Annotated in this window: 21 protein-coding genes; 5 read left to right on the forward strand and 16 right to left on the reverse strand. The window is 62.1% G+C overall.

The window, feature by feature from the left end; all coding sequences use genetic code 11:
• Positions 1 to 2: 2 nt before the first annotated feature.
• The 13 genes from AC0L3H_RS00950 to AC0L3H_RS01010 form a co-directional block, all read right to left on the reverse strand.
• On the reverse strand, positions 3 to 809 hold the full coding sequence (locus tag AC0L3H_RS00950) for a sugar phosphate nucleotidyltransferase (RefSeq protein WP_473584161.1): 807 nt from the start codon (positions 807 to 809) through the stop codon (positions 3 to 5).
• Positions 809 to 1,924, reverse strand: a complete 1,116-nt coding sequence (locus tag AC0L3H_RS00955; RefSeq protein ID WP_473584162.1) for a CgeB family protein — start codon at positions 1,922 to 1,924, stop codon at positions 809 to 811. The genes AC0L3H_RS00950 and AC0L3H_RS00955 overlap by 1 nt, the downstream gene beginning before the upstream one ends.
• Before the next feature lie 13 nt (positions 1,925 to 1,937).
• On the reverse strand, positions 1,938 to 2,534 hold the full coding sequence (locus AC0L3H_RS00960) for a histidine phosphatase family protein (protein WP_473584163.1): 597 nt from the start codon (positions 2,532 to 2,534) through the stop codon (positions 1,938 to 1,940).
• Positions 2,531 to 3,634: an inositol-3-phosphate synthase gene (locus AC0L3H_RS00965; RefSeq protein ID WP_473584316.1), complete on the reverse strand. Its 1,104-nt coding sequence runs from the start codon at positions 3,632 to 3,634 to the stop codon at positions 2,531 to 2,533. Before AC0L3H_RS00965 ends, AC0L3H_RS00960 begins: the two co-directional genes overlap by 4 nt.
• 163 nt (positions 3,635 to 3,797) lie before the next feature.
• Positions 3,798 to 3,947, reverse strand: a complete 150-nt coding sequence (locus tag AC0L3H_RS00970; protein ID WP_084646751.1) for a hypothetical protein — start codon at positions 3,945 to 3,947, stop codon at positions 3,798 to 3,800.
• Between the two features lie 161 nt (positions 3,948 to 4,108).
• The gene (locus AC0L3H_RS00975) at positions 4,109 to 5,155 is read right to left on the reverse strand and encodes a UDP-glucuronic acid decarboxylase family protein (protein ID WP_287050402.1); all 1,047 of its coding nucleotides are present in this window, start codon (positions 5,153 to 5,155) and stop codon (positions 4,109 to 4,111) included.
• Between the two features lie 23 nt (positions 5,156 to 5,178).
• Positions 5,179 to 6,288: a CgeB family protein gene (locus AC0L3H_RS00980; RefSeq protein ID WP_473584164.1), complete on the reverse strand. Its 1,110-nt coding sequence runs from the start codon at positions 6,286 to 6,288 to the stop codon at positions 5,179 to 5,181.
• On the reverse strand, positions 6,285 to 7,379 hold the full coding sequence (locus AC0L3H_RS00985) for a CgeB family protein (RefSeq protein ID WP_236378475.1): 1,095 nt from the start codon (positions 7,377 to 7,379) through the stop codon (positions 6,285 to 6,287). Before AC0L3H_RS00985 ends, AC0L3H_RS00980 begins: the two co-directional genes overlap by 4 nt.
• Positions 7,376 to 8,506 (reverse strand): CgeB family protein, encoded by a 1,131-nt coding sequence (locus AC0L3H_RS00990; protein ID WP_473584165.1) that lies wholly within the window; start codon positions 8,504 to 8,506, stop codon positions 7,376 to 7,378. Before AC0L3H_RS00990 ends, AC0L3H_RS00985 begins: the two co-directional genes overlap by 4 nt.
• Positions 8,507 to 8,508: 2 nt before the next feature.
• Positions 8,509 to 9,609 (reverse strand): glycosyltransferase family 4 protein, encoded by a 1,101-nt coding sequence (locus AC0L3H_RS00995; RefSeq protein ID WP_473584166.1) that lies wholly within the window; start codon positions 9,607 to 9,609, stop codon positions 8,509 to 8,511.
• On the reverse strand, positions 9,594 to 10,886 hold the full coding sequence (locus AC0L3H_RS01000) for a TIGR04295 family B12-binding domain-containing radical SAM protein (protein ID WP_473584167.1): 1,293 nt from the start codon (positions 10,884 to 10,886) through the stop codon (positions 9,594 to 9,596). Before AC0L3H_RS01000 ends, AC0L3H_RS00995 begins: the two co-directional genes overlap by 16 nt.
• Positions 10,883 to 11,950 carry an NAD-dependent epimerase/dehydratase family protein gene (locus AC0L3H_RS01005; RefSeq protein WP_473584168.1) on the reverse strand — a complete coding sequence of 356 codons (1,068 nt, stop codon included), beginning with the start codon at positions 11,948 to 11,950 and terminating at the stop codon, positions 10,883 to 10,885. The genes AC0L3H_RS01000 and AC0L3H_RS01005 overlap by 4 nt, the downstream gene beginning before the upstream one ends.
• Positions 11,947 to 13,053: an NAD-dependent epimerase/dehydratase family protein gene (locus tag AC0L3H_RS01010; protein WP_473584169.1), complete on the reverse strand. Its 1,107-nt coding sequence runs from the start codon at positions 13,051 to 13,053 to the stop codon at positions 11,947 to 11,949. Before AC0L3H_RS01010 ends, AC0L3H_RS01005 begins: the two co-directional genes overlap by 4 nt.
• A 249-nt stretch (positions 13,054 to 13,302) precedes the next feature.
• Here AC0L3H_RS01010 and AC0L3H_RS01015 point away from each other — a divergent pair, with 249 nt between their 5' ends.
• Entirely contained in the window at positions 13,303 to 13,572 is a 270-nt protein-coding gene (locus tag AC0L3H_RS01015) for a hypothetical protein (RefSeq protein WP_473584170.1), read from the forward strand.
• Between the two features lie 118 nt (positions 13,573 to 13,690).
• On the opposite strand, the gene AC0L3H_RS01020 is transcribed toward AC0L3H_RS01015, so the two are convergent.
• Positions 13,691 to 14,287 (reverse strand): response regulator, encoded by a 597-nt coding sequence (locus AC0L3H_RS01020; protein ID WP_473584171.1) that lies wholly within the window; start codon positions 14,285 to 14,287, stop codon positions 13,691 to 13,693.
• A gap of 1 nt (position 14,288) precedes the next feature.
• Entirely contained in the window at positions 14,289 to 14,486 is a 198-nt protein-coding gene (locus AC0L3H_RS01025) for a hypothetical protein (RefSeq protein ID WP_473584172.1), read from the reverse strand.
• A 167-nt stretch (positions 14,487 to 14,653) separates the two neighbouring features.
• Between AC0L3H_RS01025 and AC0L3H_RS01030 the strand changes: the two genes are divergently transcribed.
• Positions 14,654 to 17,752 carry a CheR family methyltransferase gene (locus AC0L3H_RS01030; RefSeq protein ID WP_473584173.1) on the forward strand — a complete coding sequence of 1,033 codons (3,099 nt, stop codon included), beginning with the start codon at positions 14,654 to 14,656 and terminating at the stop codon, positions 17,750 to 17,752.
• Positions 17,749 to 18,108 carry a response regulator gene (locus AC0L3H_RS01035; RefSeq protein WP_473491478.1) on the forward strand — a complete coding sequence of 120 codons (360 nt, stop codon included), beginning with the start codon at positions 17,749 to 17,751 and terminating at the stop codon, positions 18,106 to 18,108. The genes AC0L3H_RS01030 and AC0L3H_RS01035 overlap by 4 nt, the downstream gene beginning before the upstream one ends.
• Positions 18,109 to 18,120: 12 nt before the next feature.
• Here the strand turns inward: AC0L3H_RS01035 and AC0L3H_RS01040 are convergent, their stop codons facing one another.
• Positions 18,121 to 18,360, reverse strand: a complete 240-nt coding sequence (locus tag AC0L3H_RS01040; RefSeq protein ID WP_473516940.1) for a hypothetical protein — start codon at positions 18,358 to 18,360, stop codon at positions 18,121 to 18,123.
• 157 nt (positions 18,361 to 18,517) lie between these two features.
• Here AC0L3H_RS01040 and AC0L3H_RS01045 point away from each other — a divergent pair, with 157 nt between their 5' ends.
• A complete protein-coding gene (locus tag AC0L3H_RS01045) occupies positions 18,518 to 18,736 on the forward strand; it encodes a hypothetical protein (RefSeq protein WP_473584174.1) in 219 nt (72 codons plus the stop codon).
• 1,095 nt (positions 18,737 to 19,831) lie between these two features.
• Positions 19,832 to 21,116, forward strand: a 1,285-nt coding sequence (locus AC0L3H_RS01050; protein WP_473584175.1) for a caspase family protein, incomplete at its 3' end; no start/stop codon positions are given.

A 21,116-nucleotide genomic window follows, 5' to 3' on the forward strand; every position in this document is an offset into this window, starting at 1 on the left:
GGCTAGCCTCCTTCGCCTGGATGGCTTGGTATCTGCGCTTGCCCCGGCAGCACGAACATGAGGTTTTTCGTGTCCTCCAACGGAGTGTCGTTGTTCTCGAGCAGCCGAAGTGCGGTGCGGTAGCCGTTGAACGTGCCGACGTCGACATAGGCGGTGCCTGCCTTGACGCCGCAAGCCTCACCGCCGGCCGCCAGATAGGCGTTGATAAGTGTGCCGACATATTCGTCGCTTTGATCCCGCTCGCGCCAAAGCGCGGCAAGCTGGTGAAGTATGCGGCCCGGCATCTTGAAGGCCCCCCAGATCCAGTTCGATGCAGCGCCTTGTTGCTTGACCTGGATCTCCTTCACCCGGTCATCCCCGTCGAGAACGACGGCGTCGAAGAGTTCCGGGTGATCCACCGGGAAGAGCAAAAACGACAGCCGGTCGTCCGGCAGGCGGCAAAAGCCATCTTCCGGAAACCAGATCGTGTCCGGCAGGCCGACCAGAACCGTCTCGTCCGCCGCGACCAGCGGCGCGGCGCGGAAGATCGCGTCGCAAAGACCGACGGGGTTGGGCTGCACGACAAACAATGCGGCGGCGTCGCCGTAGCCGGCGGCATAGTATTCGAGAATGTCTGATTTTCCCGATCCGATGACGAAGCAGATCTTGTCGACACCGTTGCGCACCATGCGACGCACCAGATACTCGCTCACCGCGCAAGGACGCTCGGTCTGGCCGTCGATGCGGCTGCCGACCGGCAGGAGCTCCTTTGAGAAGCCGAGCGGTTGAATGCGGCTGCCGCGGCCGGCGGCGGGCACGATGCCCAACATCAGATTGCTTCCTTCAACGGCTCGCCCGCCGCCAAGCCCTGTCCCAAGCCCGGCAATGAATCGGACAGGAGGCGGTCCAGTTCCCTGGCGCGCTGCGCAGAGGTGTGTTCGTCCAACACCCGCTCGCGCGCCCGGCGCCGGATGGCGTCGACTTCGCTGTCGGGCAAGCCGACTGCCGCGACCACGTCGTCGGTGCTGTCCGCCAGGATGATCTCGCTGCCGGGCTGGAAAAAACTGCTCAGCCCGGGCCAGGTGTCGCTCACGATCGCCGCGCCGCAGGCTGCCGCCTCGAACAGCCTGCCCGAAGGACACCAGCCCCTCTTGGCCATCGCCTCGCGCGTCACGTTCAGCGTCAGGCGCGATGAGCAGAAGAAGGCCGGATGATCCGCAGGCGGAAGGTGCCTGACAAAGAAGATGTTTTCGCCCCACGGAAATTCATGCGGATATTGGGCGCCGCCGATGACGAAACGGCGGTCCGGCAGGCGCGCTGCCGTGCGGACCAGCAGCTTTTCGACGCCGGCCTGGCGATCGGCCGCATACGTTCCGAGATAGGACAAATCCCCGGCGAATTCAGCCCGGGGCTGGGCCGGCCGGTGTCGGTCGGGATCGACATGGCCGTAGAGAGGCAAGACTCGGCGGGCGCCCAGCAGCGTTTTCAGCGCATCGATTGCGGTTCCCCCCGTATAACTGAGGGTGAGGTCGAAATCGTGAAGGCCCTCGGGCCCGTAATAGGCCGGTCGTAGACCTTGTTCTATCCGGGCGAGCGTGACGGGGGTGTCGAGATCGTAGAAAACCTTCAGCCCGCGACAGGCCTGCTGCGCCAGGCGCGATGCCTCCACGGCGTCGGGGCAATAGGACGTGACGATGACGACGTCGGATTCCCCGATAGCCTGTTCCGCGACATGGAGAATGTCCTCCCACTCCGGATAGAGAACGACATTGCCGCCATCGAGATGGTCAAGATCGCGTGCGCCGGCATAGTACGGGGTATTGCGTTCGAAAAAGCTGACCGACCAGCCCAGGCGACCGAGCGCACGGATCAGCCCGCGCCACAGCGTCGCGTGTCCGTTTCCCCACGAGGAGGTGACGGTGAGACCGAAAATGACCATACGCATCCGGCAGTCCTCGTCAGGCGGCTTCGTTCAGTCGGATCAGCTTGGAGCCCCAGTCACCGGACACGACCGTGGTGATCGAAGCGGGGTCGATATCGAAGCGGAAACAGTCTCCCAGCGGCAAGCCGAGCACCTTGCAGACGGCGGCTTTGATCACGTCGGCATGGCTGACCAGTGCCACGGACTGGTTCTGGTAGAGTTTGCGAAGCTGCTGCATCAGCGAGACGACACGTTGCTGGACGTCCAGCATTGTCTCGCCGCCGGGCGTCCTCGCCTGCTGGCGTTGACTGTTCCACGTCAGCCAGTCGGCGTCCTGGCTCAACTCTTCGAAGGTCTTGCCCGACCACGCGCCGAAGTCGATCTCATCGAGTTCCTGGCGGATTGTAATCTTCTCGCGATTGCAGGCGATTGCGATCGGTTTTGCGGTTTCCAGTGTTCGTTCGCGCGGGCTGCAACAGATCGCCGCCAGCGGCCGCGCCGCCATGTGGCTGGCAAGGCGCGAGGCTTGTGCCCTGCCGGTTTCGCCGAGGCAAACTCCAGCCATGCGTCCGGCAAGATAGTCGCCGACATTGTCGTGCGCCGCATGGCGGATCAAGAAGAACGTCGTCGTCATTCCGCGGCATCAAGCATTGGCTCGTCCCTCCCGGCGATGAAAGACAGCGTGCGCAGGCGTGCCTTGGCATCGGTGAACTGCTCGGGCGGCGACTTCATGAAATAGCTGCAAGGGCCGGTCAGCGCCCCCGCGATGCCGCGGTCAAGCGCCAGTTTGGCGCAGCGGACAGCGTCGATAACGACCCCGGCCGAGTTGGGCGAATCCCATACTTCCAGTTTGAGCTCTGCATTCAGCGGCACGCCGCCGAACGTCGTGCCTTCCACGCGGATGTAGGCCCATTTTCGATCGGTAAGCCAAGGCACATGGTCGCTGGGGCCGACATGGATGTTGCCGGCCTCCAGGGGAACGTCGAACTGGCTGGCTACGGATTGCGTCTTGGAGATTTTCTTCGATTCCAGCCGCTCGCGCTCCAGCATGTTGAGGAAATCGGTGTTGCCGCCGAAATTCAGCTGATAGGTGCGGTCGATGCGGACGCCGCGCTCGCGGAACAGATTGGCGAGCAAGCGGTGCACGATCGTCGCGCCGACTTGGCTTTTGATATCGTCGCCGACCAGCGGCAGACCGCGCTGTTCAAAGCGCCGGCGCCATTCCGGCCGCGATGCGATAAAGACCGGTATGCAGTTGACGAAGGCGCAGCCGGCCTCGAGCGCGCACTCGGCATAAAAACGCGTGGCTTCTTCCGAGCCGACCGGCAGATATGAGACCAGTACGTCTGCGCCGCTTTCCCGAAGCAGCGCGCTGACATTCGCGACCGGCTCTTCTGCCTCCTCGATCGCATCGCGCAGATATTTGCCGATGCCGTCAAGTGTCGGTCCGCGTTCGACGCGAACGCCGGTTGCCGCAACATCGGCAAAGCGGAAGGTATTGTTGGGCGCATTGTAAATGGCTTCCGCCACATCGCGCCCGACTTTGCCCTTGGCGACGTCGAAAGCACAAACCACCTCGATGTCACCGACATGATAGCCGCCGAGATCAGCATGCATTAGGCCCGGTATCGGCTCATTGCCGCTGGCGTCCCGATAGTATGAGAGGCCCTGGACAAGGGAAGACGCGCAATTGCCGACGCCGGCTATTCCAATCCGTACCTTTTTCGATCCCACGAAACCGCCGCCATCGCTGTTGAAGGTAAGTTCCTCGCGCCGAACTGTCAGCTGCCAGGAATGTTCCTTGCGACCTGGAAAAATCACCAACCTCTATTCGGATCAAAGCTGCGCCCTGTATTTTGCGTTGCCTGGGCCGATCGAAGCCTGAGCGACGCGAGCCTCAATCGAGCGTTCGCAGCATATCCGCTTCTTTTTCCAGGATGGTGGCCACTTCCTCGCGCTCAAGATGCGTCATCATCAGGCTCACACAGCATTCGAGGTAGGTGATCGAGGCACGTCTCAGAAAGGCAGCCGCTTCCCGTTCTGCCATTTGCTCGATGTCCCTGGCGGATCGTTTTCGATGCACGGGTCCGTTCTCCCTGCCGATATTCGCCCAACGGCGAGCTAGACCGGATGTTCCCACAACGAGAAAAAGTGAAGACGCCTGTCGGGATGGTCTCACCATGCCCGAGGGCATAGCTCTCCCCGACTTCAGGCCGGCAGGTTTTGCAGTCGGCCTGAAACGGACCTCACGCTTGTCGCAATTGGGGAGATTCGATCCTCGTTACGGCTGGCCTCGAGCTCCATGAAATAGCTGATCGTCTGCATCAGGCCTTGCTTGAGTGGCACCTTTGGCGACCAGTCGAGAAGGGCTTTTGCACGGGAAATGTCCGGTTGCCTCCGGCGAGGATCGTCTTGCGGCAGTGGCAGGAATTTGAAGGCCGAGTTGCTGTGGGTCATATCCCTCACCAATCCGGCCAGTTGAAGAACGGTGAATTCCCCGGGATTGCCCAAATTGACCGGTTGGCTCGGATTGGGATCGACATCCATGAGGCGGACCAGACCCTCGACCAGATCGGAGACGTAGCAGAACGACCTGGTCTGCAGCCCGTCGCCGAAAATCGTCAGTGGTCTCTTCTCGAGCGCCTGCATCACCAGGTTCGAGACGATCCGGCCGTCGGCAGGATCCATCCGCGGACCATAGGTGTTGAAGATGCGCGCGACCCGGATGTCGGCCGTTTCGGTTCTCAAATAGTCGAAGCACAAGGTTTCGGCGGTTCGCTTGCCCTCGTCATAGCAGGCACGAGGACCGGTGCAGTTCACGTGACCCACATAGTCTTCCGTTTGCGGGTGCTGTTCCGGATCGCCATACACTTCGCTTGTCGATGCCTGCAGGAGGCGCGCATTGTTTCGGGCGGCAAGCTCAAGCAGATTGAGGGTTCCGATCACGCAGGTCCGCGTGGTGTGAATCGGGTCAGCCTGGTAGCGCGGCGGCGATGCGGCGCACGCCAGGTTGAAAATGCGGTCGACCGGCTCAGCAAGGTCCAATGGTCGGCAAATATCCTGCTCGATCAGCCGGAAACGAGGACTGTCCAGCATCGAGACGATGTTTTCCATCCGACCGGTAAGAAAATTGTCGACACAGATCACACGGCACCCGGCCTGAAGCAGTGTCTCGCAAAGATGCGAACCGAGGAAACCCGCGCCGCCGGCGACAAGCGCCGTTCTGGTCCGTTGTGTCCTTCTTGATTGCCGCATCTCTATTTTCTCCTGTCTGCCAGTCATGCTGCACTTTCGATGTTCAGATCGAGCGCTGGACGTGCCGATCTTGGCCGCGCCAGCAGCGAAACGAATTCGCGGGCTCTCGCGGCGCTTGTATGTGCCGCCAGGATCGTTGCACGCGCTCGCTTGGCCAAAGCAAGCCTGACGCGGTCGGATTGGCTGGACAGGATATCGATCACGTCTTCGGCTTGGCCCGCCGTGTTGATCGTGGCTGTCGGAAAGAAGCTGTCCAGACCGGTCCAGCGATCGCTGATGATCGCTGTGCCACAGGCAGCCGCCTCGAAGAGGCGTACGCTGGGAGACCACCCAGCCGCTATCATGGAGCTGCGCGTGACGTTCAACGTATAGCGCTGGCGGCTGTAGAACGAGGCGTGGTCCGCCGGCGGCAGGTGCTCGATGCGATCGACGTTGCTTGGCCAGACGGTCTCGGACGGGAATTGCGAGCCGGCCACGACGAAGCGACGGTCCGGCATGCGTCTTGCCGGTTCGAGCAGGAGAGCATCCAGCGCCGCCTGCCGGTCCGAGCTGTAAGTGCCGAGATAGCCAAGGTCCCAGCAGATCGGATCGGCCGTTCGGCGATGCCGCTCCGGATCGACGGAGCAGTAGAGCGGCTCGGCGCACCGTGCACCGAAGTCCGCCGCCAATCGGGCGAGTGTTGGCCCGCCGGTGAACGAGAAATAGACGTCGAAATACGGGACCTGCCGCCGGCATAGATAGTCGCAATCATCCGCGGCGAACTTGGCCAGCGTGACCGGCGTGTCGATGTCGTAGAAGCAGAACTGGCCCGTGCACAGGGACGCGACGATGTCGATGACGGCTCGCCCCTCCGGAACGAACGACCCGACCACTACGACATCGGCCTGTTGCAGACAGCCGGCATAGGTCCGACGAAGATCGTTCGTCGTTTCGTAGTAGCGCAACGTGCAGAAATCCGGGTCGCGCAGATCACGATGGTTCGCATACCACGGCACGTCGCGCTCCAGGAAGGTGACGCGATGGCCGAGCTCGTGCAGGCCCTTCAGCAACCCCCTAAAGGTCGTGGCATGGCCGTTTCCCCATGAAGAGGACAACGACAGGCCAAGAAAGACGATGTCGAGCCGCTGGGTCATTCCGCTGCCTCCACGGTGGGGCGCTCGAAATGACGCCTGAAGACAGCGTCGGCGACAGCGGCCCTTAACGCATAGGTATGCTCGGCGAGAACACGCCGAAGCGCAGATGCGCCGATCGCCCTTGCCCGCTGGGGGGTGAGGGTGCGCAAGATCTCAGTGACATCATTGCCATCGCGCGCCACCAGGATCTCTTCCCCGGGGGCCAGGAACAATTCGACGCCGAGCCAGGCATCGGTGATGAGGCATGCGCCGGCACCGGCAGCCTCGAAGACGCGCGTGGCAGGCGAAAAGCCGTTGGCGGCCATGCTGTCGCGGCTGATGTTCAGCACCGCCTTGGGGGTGACGTTGAACGCATTGTGGTCCCGCGTCCCGACGTGGCCGAGCCATGCGACATTTGCCGGCAGCTGCTTGTCACCCCAACCAGATCCGCCGAGCAGGAAACGCTGATCGCCCGAACGGTTGGCCGGATCGAGGAAGAAGGCTTCGACGCGTGCTTCACGGTCCGGCAGTCGGTTGCCGAGAAAGGCGAGGTCGCAGGCGAAACGCTTGTCCTTCGCGACCGGATGGTGCGTTTCGGGATCGAGCGCGTTATAGATCGGCACGCATTCGGCAGCCCCCAGCGCACGATAGGCCCAGACGACCGGATCGCCGCCGCCATAGGTGAGGACAAGGTCGATCTCCCGCAACGCGCGGTGCAGGGGGTGATCCGGCTCGTCGCGCAATTGGCCCAGAGTGGCCGGTGCGTCGACATCCCAGAACACTGTCAGCGCATCCGTCCGGGCGTGGTCGAGTACGGCGCGCAGCAGCGCCTCGTCCTCGAAGCCGACTCCGCTGGCCTTGACGACGATATCAGCTTCGCCTGCGCTTGCTGCCACCTGCATCAGCGCATGCGGGGTCGCCTCGTAGATGACGACGTTGCACCAGTCCGGTGCCTCGATATCGCGGTTCTTCTGCCGGTCGTAGACGTCCGGTTCATAGAACGTGATCTCGTAGCCAAGTTGAGAAAGAGCCTTCAGCAATCCACGGTAATAAGTCGCCGCGCCGTTCCAATAGGACGACAGCAGGCTCGATCCATAAAATGCAATCTTCATGCGACTGTCTCCTCTTTGGCGGTGCGATCGATGGCTTGGCGGTTCCCGCATTCGGCGAGCACGTCGAACAGCTCGTCCGCCCGGTGCCGGCAAGTGTGTCGCCTCCCGATGGTTTCGAGGCCGGATCTCACCAGGAAGGCGGCCAGGTCAGCATCGTCCAGCACGTCGCGAAGATGACGGCACATCTCGGACCCGTCGCGCGCGAAAAGAAAGTCGATACCTGGCCTGAAGAGTTGTTCGACATCGGCCCAAGGCGCCGACACGAGCGGGATGCCACAGGCGAGCGCCTCGAACATGCGGATCGTCGGGATGCCGGGCAGGCTCTCCCGATACGGGCGCCGCGGGATGTGGACGGTAACGCGGTGGGCCGCGAATGCCTTGGGCACGTCGGCATTGGCAAGCCAGCCTTCGTATTCCAGGCCGGCGGCAGCAAGATCGGCGAGCGCTTCGCGTGGATAGCGCACGCCATGAACAGTGCCACGCAGGCCAAGTTCTTCCACCGGATCGATCAGGAATTCCTTGATTTCGGCACTGCGCTCGTCATCGCCCCAGTTGCCGATCCAGATCAGATCGGCAGTCGGGTCGATCTCCGGGTGAGGCTTGAACAGGCGCTCATCCGCCGCCTCGTGCCAGGTGAAGGCACGTTTGCCCCAGCCGGCGCGAAGATAGCTTTCCCGCAACGCCTCGCCGAAGGCGAGCACGCCGTCATAATGCTCCAGCCGCAGGGCCGAGATCGCCTGCGTCGCCGACACGGCGCGATGGTGGGTGTCATGGAACAGAAGCGTGAAACCGCCTCCATTCGCCTTGGCCCCGCCGATGCGCTCGACAAGTTCCGGGTCGGTCCATTCGTGGACGATCACCACATCGGCGTCGGCAATCCAGCTTTCATGGTCGAAGGACGCGTCGTAGGTCACCGGCATCAGCTCCGGAAAATCTTTTCTGAAGCGCTCGACCGCGTAGGGCCCTTTCTCTGCCAGCAGGTTCGAACGGCTCCAGCCGTCTGCTGGCTCCAGCGCGACCGCCTGGTGCCCGCGTGCAACAAGCTCCCGCATGATGCCGCGCAGGAAATGTGCGTTGCCGTGGTTCCAGTCGGAAACGGCCGAATGAGTATAGAACAGGAACCGCATTGTCAGCGTTCCGCAACGGCCAGGGCGGCCCGATCGTAGATGTCGTGCATGGCCGCCGCTTGCCTTGCTGGTGAAAACCTGCGGGCTCGGCGTGCGGCGGCTTCGCCGAGCCGGTGCCTGTGTTGGGCGTCGTCAGAGAGACAATCGACACACCTGGCGAGATCGCGTGGATCACCGACGTCGTAGAACATGGCCGCGCCATTCCACAATTCGCGATAGGTCGGGATGTCGGCAAGCACCAGGGGTGTTGCTGATGTGGCTGCCTCCATTGCGGCAAGGCCAAATGGTTCATAAATGGAGGGCGATACGAAGATGCCGGCCCGCGCCATCAAGCGACGCACCTCGTCGTGGCAGACCGAGCCCAGAGCAACGACATTGCTGAAATTGACGCGTTGGCCATCGCCGCCCTCGATCGGCCCGGCAGCGAAGACTGGCCATTTCGTCAGCGCTGCTGCCTGGTCCAGCGTGGCTGCGTTCTTTCCTTCGTCCCACCAGCGCGCGGCGGCGAGAACCACCGGTTCGCGTCGCTCTTCCTCTGGACCCGGCCGTGTGCCGTTGCTGACAACGCTCAGGCGGGCGATCGGCCCGTAGCAGGCCTCGATCATGTCGGCATGGCTGCGGCTGGGTGCGACTACCGCATTGGCCCAATCGAAACCGCGTCTGTTGCGGTCCTTCTGCCAGGCCCATTCGCCGTCCGCAGCCCGTCCCCTGACGGCGTGGAGCCAGGTCACGACGCATGAGTGCGAGACCGCCACGACCGGGCAGGGCAGATCAAGTCCCACGGCCTGCGTCGGCGCGTTGAGATGGACGAGGTCGATCGCGTAATCGCCAACGAGCGCGCGCAGTTCCTGCGGCAACATTTCCAGATCGTCCTCCTTGCGGGTCATCCAGTCCGGCGGTGTCTTGAGCCACGCCAGGCCGGCGAAAGCCTGTGCCTCCTTCGCCTGCTCCTCCGACGGTTCCGGGCCCAGCCCGGCGAGCACGATGCTGTCGCCGCCATGAGCCAACTCCCGCGCCAGATCAAGCGCGTAGCGCCAGACGCCGCCGACGGCATCGACGGTCATCAGGATTCGCCGCGGGCGGCGGATCAGTGACTGCAACATGTCGCCTCCAACTCGGCCAGCGCGCGGGGGCGCTTCTCCTGGATATCGCTGAACGTCCGGAACGAGGCCAGATAATGCTCGTGGGCGCGCTCCCAGGCGAGATCGTCGGGCTCGCCCCAAAGCTCGCGATAGCTGGGCGAACTGGGATAGGGATAGAGCGGCACCGGCTCGTTGGCCCACACGCCGCGGTCGATGAGGTGCTTGCGCCAGTGGTCGACCAGAGCCGGATCGTCCTCGACGACGCCGATCAGATTGGCTTGGACGAACGGAACGTGACGTCGTGCATCGACCAGCAAAGCGGCCAGTTCCTCGGTGTCCAGCCGGCAACGCTTTGCCAGCATGGCCCGGCCTTCCACCGTCAGGCTTTCAAGGCCGGCTTCGATCGAAACGCAGCCGGCCGCACCAAGCAATTCCAGGAGCTCCGGCTTCCAAAGATCGATGCGGGTCTGCACGCCGAACTTGACGTCGCGATCGACCAGTGCCTCCAGCAGCGCCTTCTGCGGCAGGAAGATCTCGTCGATAAAATAGATGTAGCCGACGCCTTGCCAGATCAGCCGATCGATTTCAGCGATGATCGCATCGTGGCTCCTGCGGCGGTAGGCGTCGCGGAAATCCATCTTGGCGCAGAAGCTGCAATTGTAGGGGCAGCCGCGAGATGCCTCGACCTCCGCGCCGAAACCCAGCTGATTGTCATCGAATCGGTGGTGATGGTGCGAATGCGCGGCTATCCAATCGGACGGCCAGCTGAGCGGCGGATGATCGACAAACGAACTGGTGTGGACGCCGCCATTGCCGACAAGTTTTCCCTCGTCGAGGTAGGCGGTGTGGGGCACGGCGCTCCAATCGTCACCGCGGGCGAGTTCTGCGACGACCTCTTCGCATTCGCCGCGCACGACGACATCGACGCCCAGCTTGCGCAGCGTCGGCGCCGGCGTCGCCGAGCCGTGCGGCCCGACAGCCACTGTGCGGCCGCCGCGCCCGGCGAGGCGGTTGAGGAAGTCGGCTGGCACACGCAGCTCGGGCGGCGCGCAGCGCCAAAACAAATAGGTCGGCGCCGTGCTGACGACGGTCATGGCCGGTACGAAAGCGGCGACGCGATCGGCAAGTGCCGCGTTGTCGAGCTTCTGGATTTGCCCGTCCAGCATCAGCACCTGATGGCCGTCGGCCTCCAGCGAAGCTTTCGAGTAGCCCAATTCCAGCGGCAGATGTGGCTGGCGGCAGCCGAAATAGATGCTGTCCTCGTAGGTCCAGAACGGATTGACCAGGGCGACTTTCATGCCACGTACCTCGCTGGTTCAGGCTGGAGGCGATGACGCCGGAGCCAGTCGGCGAGATCGCGGACGCCGTCGCGCCAGGAGACATGCGCTTTCCAGTCGAGCGTCGCTTCTAACTTGCGGGTATCGGCGACAAAGAAAGGTTGGTCGCCGGTGCGTTCCCGGTCGTAGCGGATCGCGAGGTTCCGCCCGGTCAGCTCGCCGATCTCCTCGATCAGCATGCGCAGGCTGACGGCGTTGTCCGGTCCGCCACCGAGATTGAATGCCTGGCCCTTGATGTCGTCGATCCGGGCAAGTACCCCGCGATAGGCCGCAACGGCGTCGCTGACATGAAGGATATCGCGCACCTGCTTGCCGTTGCCGTAGATCGTGATCGGCCGGCCGGAAAGGGCGCTGAGCAGAAAATGGGCGACCCAGCCCTGGTCCTCCGTGCCGAACTGGCGCGGCCCGTAGATGCAGCTCATGCGCAGGACCGCGCTCGGCAGATTGTACGACTTGGCATAATCGAGCACATATTGGTCGGCCGCGCCTTTGGAGCAGCCATAGGGGGTGCAGAAATCCAGGCCGCAGGCCTCGTCTATGCCGTTGGCGCGGATGCCGGCATCGCAGGGCACGCACCGATCGTCCTCTTCGCGCACTGTGACGTCGGGCAGGCCGCCATAGACCTTGTTGGTGCTGGCGAAGATCACGGGAATGCGTCTGCCGCTGCGGCGAGCCGCTTCCAAAACGTTGAAGGTCCCGCGCAGATTGATGTCGAAATCTTCGCTTGGCTGGGCCAGGCTCGTGGTGACGGCGGTTTGCGCGGCGAGATGGAATATCGCCCTGGCATGCGCCAAAAGCGGCGCCAGCACGTCTTCGTCCCGGACATCAGCGGTTTCCACGGCAAGTTGATTGCCGTGCTTCTGCGCCAGCCAAGCCAGGTTCTGGTCGACGCCCGGGCGGCTGAGATTGTCGATGACCAGCACCGGCACCCCATCCGACAACAGGCTGTCGGCGAGGTTCGAGCCGATGAAGCCGCTCCCGCCGACAATGGCAACCGGCGCTTCACGAAAACCGTCCGGCCTCATGATACCAGTCCCCGCTCTTCGAGTTCCCGTTTCATGTCGGCGCCGCGGTCGATGGCGACCGTGTTGCGCACCCATGCGACGAACTCGTCGAGTGAATCCTCCAGCCGGTGCTGCGGCTCGAAACCGAGCAGTTCGCGCGCCTTCGAGATGTCGGCGAAGCAATTGCGGATATCGCCGGCGCGCGCCTTGCCGAGAATTTCAGGCCGATGGTCCGGCACACCCATGGCGTCGGCGAGCAGCCGGGCGACCTCGCTGATCGCATAGGCGCGTCCGCTGCCGATGTTGATGACGTGGCCGCGCGCCTGGCGTTGTTCCAGCGCCAGGCGGAAAGCGCGGGCGACGTCGCGCACATGCACGAAATCGCGTTTCTGCTCGCCATCTTCGAAAATCATCGGCCGCTGGCCGTTGGCGAGGCGGGAAGCGAAATTCGCCAGAACGCCGGTGTAAGGATTTGACAGCGCCTGTCCGGCGCCGAACACGTTGAACAGGCGCAGCGCCACCGCATCGACCCCATAGGCATCGCCGAAGATCAGCACGGCGCGCTCCTGGGCATATTTCGTCAGCGCATAGATCGAGGCGAGGTCGACCGGCTTTTCCTCGTCTGTCGGCAGCGGCGACAGGCTTTCATCCGCCGCCGACAGCGGATTCCATTGGCCGCTCTTGACGTCGCTGGCCTGCCGCCGTGCATTGTCGACGCGCCGACCGCCTGGCGTGGCATAGAGACCCTCGCCGTAGACGCTCATCGACGAGGCGACGACGATCCTCTCGACCGGATGCTTGATCAGTGCCTCGAGCAGGGTGGCGGTGCCGAGGTCGTTGGCGCCGACATAGCGGGCGATCTCGTACATGGACTGGCCGACGCCGACCTCGGCGGCGAGATGAACGGTGGCGTCGACGCCCTGCAGCGCCTCGGCGACGGCGGCGCGATCGCGAACGTCGCCTTTGATCAGGTCGGCTCCTGCCGGCAGGCTGATCGCCTCGCTGCCGTGCACCTGTTCCAGCAGCGCATCGAGAATGCAGACGGCATAACCATGTTCAACGAGTTCCTGGACGACGTGGCGGCCGATGAAACCGCACCCTCCTGTAACCAGTATGCGTTTCACGACAACTCCTTACGCAGTTGGCCTTGGCGCCCCGAACTGTTTGGCAAAAGGTTTGTTCCCTCTGCTTCAACAAAGATGGTTTTGGCGAGGCTGCAACCTGCGGTGAACGCATGGCGAACGAGCCTTGGGCGATGCGCTGGAACATTGCAGCTTCTTTGGTGTTAGGGGCGCTCATCCGGTCCGTGGGCGGCCCGTGGGCGCAAGCCAGGAAGCCACACGCCTGCAAGGTCTGGATCAAAGGAGGTTCCAATGTCTGAATCGAAGACAACCACCAATCATGACGAGATCCGCCAATGGGCCGAAGATCGTGGTGGCCGACCGGCGGTTGTACGAACCAGGGGCGAGGGCGGCATCTTGCGGATCGATTTTGGCGAGCCCGAGGAGAAGCTCGAACCCATCGAATGGGATGAGTTCTTCCGGATTTTCGACGAGAACGATCTGACTTTTCTTTACCAGGACGAATCCGGCTCCGGAAAAAACAGCCGGTTCAACAAATTCATCGACCGCAAGAACGGCTGAGGAAGCTGCTAACTCAGCGTTGTCGGGTAGCCCCTTAGGGCGCGCCTCGCGTTCTGATAGAGGACTTAACTATAGATCGCTGTTTTCGCCTACTTTTCAGACTGTTGGGAAACCAAGCTCAGTGCAGCAGGCTGGTTCCGCCCGATCCGGCAATGTGTCGCATGATGCCGTTCAGCCAGTCTTCGGTCGATACACCGGGCCGCCGCCTGTCGATCTCGCCGATGGCGCGCTCCAGTGTTCGCTCGACCAGCCGATCGGAAGCACCAACGTCGCCCAGAAGCAGCCGCGCCGCGAGCCTGAGCTTCGGCAGAAGTGAAAACACGTTGTCCGACAAGTTCACGGCAGGGCGACCGGCAAGGGCGGATTTTTCCGGAGGGAACAAGGCATCGAAGACGGCGTAGCTATCCGACGATTTTCGAAGATTGCTGGCGTGGCGGAGACGTTCGGGAATGACGATGTCCTCGTCACCGCTGAAAAAGACGAAGGGAACGCCGCGGCGCATCAGTTCGTCGGCGATCGGAAACACCCGCCGGCCGTTGAGATTGACGTCGAGGATCGCGGCCTCAGCCACCTCGGTATGCATGGAGGCGTGTTCGACCGTCGCCGCAGGGCCAAGCACGACCGCGCCCATTTTGCCGAAATATCGTGCAAGATCGCCGGCCAATACCCAATCGTCTTCGACAATCAGGATGCGCACTCCTCGGAGATCGCGCACCTCATCGCCCTTTCTTCGAGCGGGATTTGCAAGTGTCCGCACGGGCCTGTTCGGAATGTTCCTGCAAGGCTGCCTGCAATCGCTTCGCCAAAACAAGCATGCGCGGCGGAATGGATTCGTTTCCCGGCAAACTCAGCAGATCCTCGAAGCGCAACGACGCTCGTCTTGTCAGCTTCATTTCAGGTGTGCGCTTTGACATTGGAGTTCCACAATAATCCCGACTTTAACGCCGTCTGCACGGACTTGTTCCGGCCCTCGCGCACGTTATATGCTGGGCGTTGCGTTCAGCCCGGACGTGGGCTTTGGGTCGATTTGGCGGCCTTGTCGTCTAGGCTGTTCAACCGAGGGCTTGCGGTGACATCTCAGGTGAAGAGATTTCCAATTGTGGGCGTCGGCGCGTCGGCCGGCGGCATTCCTGCAATGGAGGGCCTGTTCAAAGGCATCACCGGCCAGCCCGGCATGGCGTTCGTCATCGTCACCCATCTCAGCCCCGAGCGCGAAAGCCTGCTTCATGAGGTCGTCGGACGTTACACGCAACTCCCGGTTGTCGTCGTCGAGGACAGCACCACTGTCCTGTCCGACCACGTCTATGTGATGCCGCAAAACGTCGTTCTCACGATCGAGCGGGGAGTGCTGCACCTGCGGCCGTCCAACGTGCTCAGCCGCGAGCGCAAGCCGATCGATATCTTTTTTAGCGCGTTGGCCGAGGATCAGGGCGAATATGCGGTTGGCGTCATTTTGTCGGGCGGCGATTCCGATGGCACGCTTGGCGCCAAGGCGATCAAGGAGCGTGGCGGACTGACGGTCGCCCAGGCTCCCGACGGCTACGGTCCGCGCAACCCGGACATGCCGAAAAGTGCGATCTCCAGCGGGTTGATCGACATTGCGGCGCCGGCGGAGGAGATCGGCGCGAAGCTCGAGGGGTTCGCCCGCAGCTTCGACATGCTGAACGGGGTTGCCGGAGGCGGCGAGCACGAGACGGCAGAACTGGGTCGGCTCCGCGACGAGATCTACGGCATTCTGCAGGGCCAATCCGGCCACGATTTCTCAGGCTATAAGACCAAGACATTCCTGCGGCGCATCAAGCGGCGCATGCAAATCGGACAGCTTGATTCCATTGAAGAGTATGTTGAATGGCTGAAGAAGGACCCTCGCGAGGTGGCGAACCTTTTTCGTGACCTTTTGATCAACGTCACCGATTTTTTCCGTGATCCCGACGCGTTCAAGCTGCTCGAGGAGAAGGTCGTACCACAGCTGTTCGAGGGCAAGACCGCCAGCGACGCCGTCAGGATCTGGGTGCCTGGCTGCGCCACCGGCGAGGAGGTGTTCTCGATCGGCATGCTGTTGCGCGAACACATGGAGACGCTTTCGGTTGTGCCACGCGTCCAGATATTTGCGACCGACATCGATGAGCCCGCGCTTGCGGTGGCGCGCGCGGCGCGTTACCCGGCGGCATTGCTGCAGGGCGTCTCGCCCGAGCGCAGGCACCGTTTTTTCAGCAGCGACGGCGAGAGCCACGTGCTTGCCAACGAGGTCCGGGAGCTGTGCGTCTTTTCCCCTCACAGCGTCGTCCGCGACCCGCCGTTTTCACGCATGGACATGGTTTCATGCCGCAACCTGCTGATCTATTTCGGTTCGGACATCCAGAACCGGGTGATTCCGATCTTCCACTACGCGCTGAAGCCGGGCGGTTATCTTTTCCTCGGCACGTCCGAAAGCGTCGGCCAGCACGACAACCTCTTCGCCACCGTCGACAAGAAGCAGCGCATTTTTCAGGCGCGGGAACATGCCTCGCCACACATTAGGCTGCCGATGCTGATCGGCGATGGCCGTTCAGGCGCCTTCCTGCCTGAAGGAACGGGGCCGAACAAGCGAACCGCCAGCTATCCGCTTCGACAGGCGGTCGAGGCACAAGTGCTGGAGCGTTTCGCGCCGCCGCATGTCGTGGTGAATGGCGACGGTGACGTCGTCTACTATTCGGCGCGGACCGGCCGATATCTCGAAGCGCCGCAAGGCATTCCGAGCCGGCAGGTGCTGACTTTGGCCCGCTCCGGGCTAAGGCTCGACCTGCGCGCGGCATTGCGGGAAGCCGCCACGACGCGCCGCACCGTCGTGCGGGAAAATGTCGTCGTTGACGAGGACGACGAACAGGCCCTGTCGATCAAACTCACTGTCGAGCCCCTGGCGGAACGCGGCAAGGGCGAACGGCTTTATCTCGTCCTGTTCGAACCGACGGGGCCGGTGCAGGCGCGGTCCGATGTTGGGCCCGAAAACCGTAGCAGCGAAGGCACTGCCGATCTCGAGCGGGAGCTGCGCGAAACCCGGGAGCGACTGCAATCAACGATCGAGGAGTACGAAACCGCACTGGAAGAAGTGAAATCCTCGAACGAGGAACTGGTCTCCGTCAACGAGGAGGCGCAGTCGACCAATGAGGAGCTTGAGGCCTCGAAGGAGGAGATGCAGTCGCTCAACGAGGAGCTCAACACCATCAATTCGGAACTGACCAACAAGATAGAGGAGCTCGACCGCGCCAACAGCGATTTGCGGAATCTGTTCGAGAGCACGAAGATCGCAACCATTTTCCTCGATCGCAATCTGGTGGTGCGGACCTTTACTCCGCCGGCCTCGTCCTTCTTCAGCCTGCGTCCCTCCGACGTCGGCCGGCCGCTGACCGAGCTTTCGAGCCAGCTCGACTATCCCGAGCTGAAACAGCACATCGATGCTGTCTTCGAAACCGGAGAGACCCTGAACCATCATCTGGCGCGCGACAACCAGGGCCGGTTTTATATGGTTCGCATCAATCCCTATCGCGACAAGGACGACAGGATCCAGGGCGTCGTGGTCACGCTGGTCGATGTCACCATATTGGCCGAGACGGAAGAGCAAAACCGGGTGCTCATTTCGGAGCTGAACCACCGCGTCAAGAACATGCTGGCGGTGGTCGCCAGCATCGCCAACCGCACCCGTGAAAGTTCGGAATCGAAGGAAGAGTTCGCCGAAGCGCTGATCGGTCGCCTGCACGCCATGTCGCGGGCTTACGGTCTGCTGTCGAAGGAGCGCTGGAAAGAAGCTTCGATCAACGAACTGCTGCATCAGGAGCTCGAAGCTTTCAGCATTGACCGGTTCGAACTTGACGGCGCTGAAGTGAAGCTTAGCCCGCAACAGGGCCTTTCCCTCAGCATGGCCATTCATGAACTGGCGACCAACGCCGCCAAATATGGCGCGCTGTCGAAGCCCGAGGGCAGGATCGTGCTGAAATGGTCTGGCGAGGGCGATATGTTCACGCTCGCCTGGCGCGAGAGACACGGGCCGCCGGTCAGAAAACCTGAAGTTAGCGGATTCGGACTTTCCCTGCTGCAGGGTGAGATCGGCTACCGGCTTGGCGGAAACGTCGAGACCACCTTCAACCGTGACGGCCTTGAGGTCCAGATCACATTCCCGATGCTGCGCAAGGAGACGCCGTGACCGACCCGCTGCGCGTTCTGGTGGTCGAGGATGAATGGCTCATCGCCGAGGACGTCGCTGCTTGTCTGCGCGATTCGGGACATCAGGTGATCGGCCCGGCCCCTTCGGTGGCGGCGGCCCTTCGTCTTATCGGCGAAAATCCTGTCGACGTGGCGCTGCTGGATGTTCAACTGCATGGCGAAACGAGCCTGGCGATCGCAGAAGAATTAAAAATCCGCCATATTCCGTTCGCGTGCCTGACCGGCTTTGGGCCGCGCGATGTTCCATCCGCGTTCGCCAACGCTAGATTTGTTCGCAAGCCGGCAGATCAGGCGGCCATTCTCACAGCCTTGGCGGAATTGGTCCCGACGTCCTAGCTCGTTTGCCCTTCAGTCCAGCGGCTTTTCGGTCGGTCGCGGCGTGGCGCCTTGCTGGCGCGGCCGGCCGGCATTGCGGTTGGCCACCGGATTGTCCAGCGGAGCGGTCGAGGGGTTCGATGTTCCCGCGCTTTTCGGCGTTGGTGGCTTCGCTCCCGCATCCGTATCGTCAGCGTCCCGGCTTGGACGTCGCAAGCCGGCGGCATCTGCCTGCCGGATGGCCGGCTTCGATGTGGTATTCTTGTTCGTCATGGTGTCTCCTTCCTGCTGCGACGGAAACAACGGAGGCTTCGTTCACCGCTCGCAGCCCTGCGTGTCAACCGCCGGCACGGTGCGAAGTTCCACGACCTGCCGCTGGATGGGAACCATTTTCGATACTGGCTGTTCGGCTCGCAGGAAGGAGCCGGACATGGAGCGACGTAACGCCATACTTTCGCTGGTGATAGCAGCGATCATCATCGTCGGCTTTCTCATCGGCTTTTTGTATGCCGATATGGGCTGGCGCACCTCGCCACTCGAAAGAGCCCAGGAGCAAAACCAGGGTGGGAACGCCCCGGCCGACACCTCGCCTGCCGCGGGCATCGAAAAGAACCCCCAAGAGAATACCGAGATGCCGGATCAAAAATAACCGCGATCTTTCCGGCAGGAACCGGGCAAGCTGGATGGTCTTGCCAGAACCAATGGCTGTATCGCTGGTGATATCGGACTTACGGTGGCTGCTGGTACCCGGCTGCCAACGCAGCGGCCTCTTCGTCCGTCGTTGAAATCTCTCCTGCTGACGTAAGCGATTTCTGGCATTTGCGTATGGGAAGCACGGCGTGCTCAGTCTCCGGAGACGAGAGCCGGCCGATCCTGCTGCTTCTTGCCAACGCATCTTGATTGGCCCTTGCTGCGAGCCACTCCGCCCGCTCCCGCGGCAAGCCGATAAGGCAAATACCAGCGAAGTGCGCCGGCACATCCACGGTCGTATCGAACACGGCCCATGTGTTGGTCGGTTCCTGAACGGGCAAAAACCTCATAACAGCTCCTGCTAATATATAGCACGAACTTACGGACGGAGCACTGTTCCGGCATCAATCAAACGAAGGAGAATTTGTCGTTTCGCCGCGGGGCCTCGGCAAAACCCTCAAAGTGTCAACTGGCCTTGGGAGCGCTGCTCGGGACCAGGAATCCACCCTTTAGCAACTCCAGGGCGTCGAGCGCCTCCTCATCCAGCAAATCTGTCAGAGCCACCCCCTCCGCGAAGACAACCCTGTCGTCGTCTATATCGTAGACCTCCCAAAGCCCTTCCTTGTTCCGTCGAATGGCGTGCCGATGCTCCATAAGCAGACGCTAATCGAGTCGCGGAAATGGTGGGTAGAGAAAATCAGCGGCAGGCGGACATTAGCAGTGGAAAACCTCAGCGCTCTGACCCGTGATGCATGCGCAAGTCAAGGCTATGCCGGCCACGCTCGATCCGAGGGGACCGTATCGACCACGAGCAAATAGCCAGGTTGAGAATCCGTTTGACGCTCATTGCGGACAGTCGGGCTCTGATGTAATTTAGGGATCGATCAAGTGAGGAATATACCGCTGTCGCGACGGCTTTTCTCTCTTTTCTGTCTCGGCAGATAGCATGCTCTCTAACGGACCTTGGCACTGCAAGCTGTGTTCTTGTGGTCGCCAGGTAACGACGGTTAAGGGATTTGCCATGCTCCGACGTTGCGGCTTCGTTGCGGCCTTGATGCTCGCAAGCGTCACGACTTTCGACGCTTCTGCAGTCGAACGAAGGGTCGCCTTTGTAATCGGCAACTCCGATTACCAGGAAATCTCGGCCCTCAAGAACCCGGCCAAAGATGTGGTGGACGTGTCCAACACGTTTCGAGCGGCTGGTTTTGATGTTTTCGTCGCGAGCAATCTTACAAAGCTGCAATTTGAAGATCAGTTCCGCAACTATCTTGCCGCCGTGGACGGCGCGGATGTGGCTGTCGTCTACTATTCCGGCCACGGCTTTCAGATCGGCGGCGAAAATTTCCTGATCCCTGTCGATGCCTCGTTGAAAGATGCGGCGGACGTCGAGGTCCAGGCAATCAAGCTGAACGATGTGCTGCAGCAGATGCGTTCGAAATCGAAGATCCAGGTGATCATCCTCGATGCCTGCCGCAACAATCCATTCCCTCGCAAGGACTATTGGCTCAGGGACCAGCTTCTTACTGCCAGCGGCACCGGACTTGCGCAAGTAAGAAGCTCACTGAATACGCTGATTGCTTTCGCCACCGAACCCGGCGCGGTCGCCTATGACGGCGCCGGCGACCTCAGTCCTTTCTCATCGGCGTTTTCTCGTCGCGCGCTCGCCCCGAACCAGGAGATCCGCACGGTCATGTCGGCCGTCCGCCGGGATGTGGTTGAGGTTACCAAGGGCCTGCAGGTTCCCTGGGAGAACTCGTCGCTGATCGACGAAGTCGTTCTGATGCGTCGCATCAGCCGCCCATCGCTGCCGCCGGTATTGGAGAAAGTCGTGCTGTCCGGGGCAGGCCCCATCGATCTGGACCTCCCGGAACCGGTCCAGGTCGATGGCGGGACGATAACCGTCAGCATCGAAAGACCACCCGCCTTGGGACGCCTGATGCTGGACGGCAAGGTCATCGAGGCGGGAGACCTGATCCAGGGCAAGGATCTGCCGCGTTTGCAGTTGGATGTCCCCAAGGGAACTGGCGAGCCGGAAGAGATGGATATGCTGGCCTACGCCGCACGCGACAGTTGGGGCGGCGAAGCCAAGGGCATGCTGGTGTTCCGGGTCAAGAGTGGCGAAGGAGCCGAGGGCGAACAGGTGATGGCCTCGCTCGAAGCCGAGCAGAAGCAGCAGGTGCTGCAGCGCGGCATTCATGTCACCGGTGCGGCCGAGGCGATCGAGAACCGGGGCGGGGGCCGCCCCGGGCGCGGCGGGGCCCGGGGGGCGGGCCAACGCCCGCCCCCCCGCCCCGGGCGCGGCGGGCGCGGAATAGAAAAAAAAAAAAACACACGGGCCA

It is taken from the genome of Mesorhizobium sp. WSM4816 (genome assembly GCF_055811535.1).